This window comes from Actinomadura logoneensis, from assembly GCF_003428695.1.
Lineage (GTDB): Bacteria > Actinomycetota > Actinomycetes > Streptosporangiales > Streptosporangiaceae > Spirillospora > Spirillospora logoneensis.
Map to the genome: position 1 here is coordinate 1 of NZ_QURH01000805.1, position 4,442 is coordinate 4,442.

General features: G+C 76.6%; 5 protein-coding genes and 1 pseudogene. 3 read left to right on the plus strand and 3 right to left on the minus strand.

Annotation, left to right across the window (positions count from 1 at the left end; translation table 11 throughout):
- The 3 genes and pseudogenes from DZF91_RS27755 to DZF91_RS27765 form a co-directional block, all read right to left on the minus strand.
- A pseudogene (locus tag DZF91_RS27755) lies at positions 1-737 on the minus strand (FtsX-like permease family protein); the annotation flags it as partial.
- A complete protein-coding gene (locus tag DZF91_RS27760) occupies positions 737-1,549 on the minus strand; it encodes an ABC transporter ATP-binding protein (protein WP_117360088.1) in 813 nt (270 codons plus the stop codon). The pseudogene DZF91_RS27755 and the gene DZF91_RS27760, both read right to left, overlap by 1 nt.
- Positions 1,546-1,815 (minus strand): hypothetical protein, encoded by a 270-nt coding sequence (locus DZF91_RS27765; RefSeq protein WP_117360089.1) that lies wholly within the window; start codon positions 1,813-1,815, stop codon positions 1,546-1,548. Before DZF91_RS27765 ends, DZF91_RS27760 begins: the two co-directional genes overlap by 4 nt.
- 302 nt (positions 1,816-2,117) lie before the next feature.
- On the opposite strand from DZF91_RS27765, the gene DZF91_RS27770 reads away from it, so the two are divergent.
- The 3 genes from DZF91_RS27770 to DZF91_RS27780 are packed head-to-tail and all read left to right on the plus strand — an operon-like array spanning position 2,118 to position 4,330.
- Complete coding sequence (locus tag DZF91_RS27770) at positions 2,118-3,314, plus strand: sensor histidine kinase (protein WP_117360090.1); 1,197 nt, start codon at positions 2,118-2,120, stop codon at positions 3,312-3,314.
- A gap of 12 nt (positions 3,315-3,326) precedes the next feature.
- Positions 3,327-3,977, plus strand: coding sequence for a response regulator transcription factor (locus tag DZF91_RS27775; protein ID WP_117360091.1), 651 nt, complete (start codon positions 3,327-3,329; stop codon positions 3,975-3,977).
- Positions 3,977-4,330 carry a hypothetical protein gene (locus tag DZF91_RS27780; RefSeq protein ID WP_117360092.1) on the plus strand — a complete coding sequence of 118 codons (354 nt, stop codon included), beginning with the start codon at positions 3,977-3,979 and terminating at the stop codon, positions 4,328-4,330. The genes DZF91_RS27775 and DZF91_RS27780 overlap by 1 nt, the downstream gene beginning before the upstream one ends.
- The last annotated feature ends 112 nt before the right edge of the window (positions 4,331-4,442 follow it).

A 4,442-nucleotide genomic window follows, 5' to 3' on the forward strand; every position in this document is an offset into this window, starting at 1 on the left:
ACGACCTGGCCGGGCGTCGCGCCGACCAGCCGGAGCGCGGCGAGCCGCCCGTCGCGGCGGGCGACGGTGAGCCGCGCGGCGGCCCCGCCGAACACCAGCAGCGGCACGGCCATGAGCACCGAGGCGACCGCGGCGAGGATCTGGTAGACGAGGGCGGACGAGGACTGCGCGCCGGTCGCGTAGCGGTCGATGCGGGTCGGTGACGCGACGTTGTCCACGGCCATGGTGTCGGCGCGGGCGGCGGTCATCGACGGGTCGGACGGGGCGCGTCCGACGACGGCGACCAGCTCGCCGGGGTGGGCGACGGCGGCGCGGCCGAGCGTCCCGGCGGGCGTGCGGGACGGGAAGCGCGCGGCCAGCTGGTCGGCGGGGACCTCCCGCATGAGCGAGGCCAGCGCCGGGGACGTCCAGACCTCGCCCGGCTTCGGGAACCGCTTCATTCCGGGCGGGACGGGCGCGTCCCCGGTCAGCGCGGCGAGTTCGACCACGGTGACGGGCCGTCCGCGCACGAAGTCGGTCGTCAGCGCCTCGACCGCGGTCGGCGTCCCGTGCGCCTTCGCCGGGTGCCGCCAGGCGTCGGCGGCCGACCGCGCGGCGAACGCGTGGTTCGCGCCGACGGCGAACAGCAGCAGTCCGGTCGAGACGGCGACGGCGGCGAGGGTGAGCAGCGAGCCGAGCAGGCCCCGGCGACCGCCGCCGCGCAGCAGGCGCCAGGAGAGCTGGAAGGTCGTGCGCATCACGAGGCTCCGTAGGGCTGGGACGGCGGCGGGAACTGCGGAGGGTCGGGCTGGGACGGCGGCGCGAACTGCGAGGGGTCGGGCTGGGACGAGGGCGGGAACGGCGAGGGGCCGGGCTGGGGCGGAGCGGGCGGGGCGCCGGTGAGCAGGCGGCCGTCGCGGACCTCCACGGTGCGGTCGCACCAGGCCGCGACGCCCGGGTCGTGGGTGACGACGACCAGCGACGCGCCGTTCCGCCGGGTCGCCTCGACGAGCAGCCGCATCGTCTCGTGCCCGGTGGCCTGGTCGAGCGCGCCGGTCGGCTCGTCCGCGAACACCACGGCCGGACGGGACGCCAACGCGCGGGCGATCGCCACGCGCTGCGCCTGCCCGCCGGACAGCTCGCCCGGACGGCGTCCCTCCATCCCGGCGAGGCCGAGCGGACCGAACCAGGCGCGGGCGCTGCGCACCGCCTCGGCGCGGGAGGTGCCGCCGAGCATCAGCGGCAGCGCGACGTTCTCGTCGGCGGGGAGCTCGGGCAGCAGCTGGCCGAACTGGAACACGAACCCGAACCGGGTGCGGCGCAGCGCGCTGCGGCGGCGTTCGCCGAGGTCGTCGATCCGGTCGCCGAGCAGCCGCACCTCGCCCTCGTCCGGGCGCATGATCCCGGCGAGGCAGTGCAGCAGGGTGGACTTGCCGGACCCGGACGGTCCCATGATCGCGACGGCCTCGGCGCGGCCGACCGCGAGGTCCACACCGCCGAGCGCGACGGTCGAGCCGAACCGCTTGACCAGGCCCGTGCCGCTCAGGACGGGCGAGGAGGGGGTGTTCACGCGGCGGCCTTCCGGTCGGAGCGGACGGGGCGGAGGCCGATCACCTCGGCGTCGGCCGAGGCGGCCGGAGCCGTCGCCCGGCCCATGCCCGGCGCGGTTCCGGCGTCCGGCGACAGGTCCGGGACCGCGTTCGGGCCGCGCGGCCGGTCGAACCGCAGCGAGTCGCGCATCTCCTTGGCGGGCATGACCACCCCGCCGTAGATCACGAAGGCGACGAACGCCACCGCGAAGGGCAGGTAGAGGAGTGAGAAGCCGGTGAGATCCATGCCTCCATGGTTCGCGGAAGCCCTGGTCGGGCGCATCGGACGGAGGTTCTGTCCTGGACTCGCGGGCATCGGCCGAATGGTCGATCCGGGCATAGCCCCCAAGCCGTAGCCTCGGGGGAATGAAAGCATCGGGGGACGCGTGGAAGGACGCGCCGACGGACGCCTGGGGACGCGCGCCGGGGGGCGCGCGGGAAGCCGCGCCCGGCGCCACGCGGACAGACACGCCGGGGGACGCGTCGGGAGACGTCCGGCGGGAGGCGGCGGGGGACGCGGCGCGGGGGGCCAATCGCGGGCCTGAGGCGATGCCGGAGGGTCCGGACCGGCTGGCGCGGGTGCAGTCCGTGGGCGGGTGCCTGTTCCGGGTGATGGCCCTGGGCTGCGCCGCGCTGTACCTGCTGCTCTGCCTGGCCGCCGTGTACCGGCCCCGGAACCCGTGGGACCTGGCGCCGGTCGCGGTGGCGGCCGTCGTCGCGTACGCCTGCCTCGCCCGGCGCCGCCTGACGCGGTGGGCGGCGATCGCCGCCGGGGCGTCGCTCCTGCTGACCGGGACGCTCGCCGCGCTCGGCACGGCCGTCCAGGACCAGGCGGCGCTGGTCGAGGTGACCGGGCTGCTGGTGCTGGTCACCCGGATGGCGTGGACGGCCCCGCAGAGCCGGGTGGTCGCGATGACCGCCCTGGTCTCCCTCCCCATCGTGATCATTCCGCTGCGCGGGTCGCGGCTGCTGCTGATCGGGTTCGCCGCGCCGCTGGCGGTGCTGGTCGCGATCGCGATCGGCACCGGCCTGTACCTGCGGGCGGTGGACGCGCGCCGCCGCCGGGCGCTGTCGGACGCGCGCCGCGACGAGCGCCTGGAACTGGCCCGCGACCTGCACGACTTCGTCGCCCACCACGTGACCGGGATCGTCGTCCAGGCGCAGGCGGCGCGGTTCGCGGCGTCCTCGGGGGCGGCGGCGCAGTCGCCCGAGCAGCTGGACCGGATGTTCGGGCAGATCGAGAAGGCCGGCACCGAGGCGCTGACCTCGATGCGCCGCATGGTGGGCCTGCTGCGGGACGCCCAGGACGCGGCCCGTCCCGGCGGCGCGGCGGGCGGGGGCGGGGCGACGCGTCCGGTAGGCGACCTGTCGCAGGTCGCCGAGCTGGTGGACGGGTTCGGCGACGCCCCGCCCGCGACGCTCGCGCTCGCCGACGACCTGGGCGCGCTGCCGCCGGAGGTGGTCACCTCGGTGCACCGGGTCGTCCAGGAGGCGCTGACCAACGCGCGCAAGCACGCCGCGGACGCGACGATCGTCCGCGTGTCGGTGGCGCGGCTCGGGGACGGGTCGGTCGAGGTGGCCGTCCGGGACGACGGGCAGGGCCGCGGGCGGCGGCTGCCGTCCGGCGGGTTCGGGCTCGCCGGGCTGGCCGAGCGGGTGGACGCCGTGGACGGCCGGCTCACCGCGGGACCGCGTCCCGAGGGCGGCTGGGAGGTCGTCGCGGTCATCCCGGTTTCGGAAGACTGAGAGAATCGCACCGTGACGATCCGCGTACTGATCGCCGACGACCAGGAGATGGTCCGCACCGGCTTCCGGATGATCATCGATTCGCAGCCGGACATGGAGGTGGTCGGCGAGGCCGCCGACGGCGCGGCGGCGGTGGAGCTGGCCCGCCGGCTCCGCCCGGACGTGTGCCTGTTCGACATCCGGATGCCGCGGATGGACGGCCTGGAGGCGACCCGCCTGCTCGCCGGCCCGGACGTGCCGGACCCGCTGCGCGTGGTGATCGTCACCACCTTCGACATGGACGAGTACGTCTACCGGGCGCTGCGCGGCGGCGCGGCCGGGTTCCTGCTCAAGGACAGCGGCCCGGCGCTGCTGGTGGAGGCGGTGCGGGCGGCGGCCAACGGCGAGGCGCTGGTGTCGCCGTCGGTGACCGTCCGGCTGCTGGCGAACCTGGCCGCGCCCGCGCCGGAGCCGCCGCGGCTGCCCGAACCGCTCACCGAGCGCGAGCTGGACGTGGTGCGGCTGGTCGCGCGCGGCCGGACCAACGAGGAGATCGCGTCGGAGCTGTTCGTCTCGCTGTCCACGGTGAAGACGCACCTCGGCAGCGTGCAGCGCAAGCTGCGCACCCGGAACCGCACCGGGATCGCCGCCTGGGCCTGGGAGTCCGGTCTGATGCGCGGCTGATGGCGGCCGGGACCGTCGGCGGCGCGCCCTGGCCGCTGCTCACCGTGTGGATCGTCGCGGCCGTCGGCTGGGGCGCGGTCCTCGGCCTGCTGCGCCGCGACGGCGCCGACGGGACGGCGGTCTTCCTGCACGCGATCACCCCGGCGACGCTGGTGCTCGGCTTCGCCTTCACCGGGTTCGGCTCCCTGTACTCGACGGTCTTCATGGCGGTGCAGTGGTGGACGCTGGTCGCCGCGACCCGGGGCCGCCCGGACCGGATCCTGGCGGGCGGCCCGTCCGCGCTCGCGACGGCCGTCGTCTGGCTCGTCCTGACCTTCGCCGCGGCCTACGCCGTCACCCGCGCCGTCCTCTGAGCGTCCCGGCCCCGTCCGCGCGTCCATGCGGCAACGGCTCCGCGGCGGGACGGGACGGGCGGCGTCCCGGCCCCGTCCGCGCGTCCATGCGGCCACACCGTCCGCCTGGACG

Excerpts from the sequence above, each read along its gene's own strand:
- DZF91_RS27765 (WP_117360089.1), bottom strand. The coding sequence starts at position 1,815 with ATGGATCTCACCGGCTTCTCACTCCTCTACCTGCCCTTCGCGGTGGCG.
- DZF91_RS27770 (WP_117360090.1), top strand. The coding sequence starts at position 2,118 with ATGCCGGAGGGTCCGGACCGGCTGGCGCGGGTGCAGTCCGTGGGCGGG.
- DZF91_RS27780 (WP_117360092.1), top strand. The coding sequence starts at position 3,977 with ATGGCGGCCGGGACCGTCGGCGGCGCGCCCTGGCCGCTGCTCACCGTG.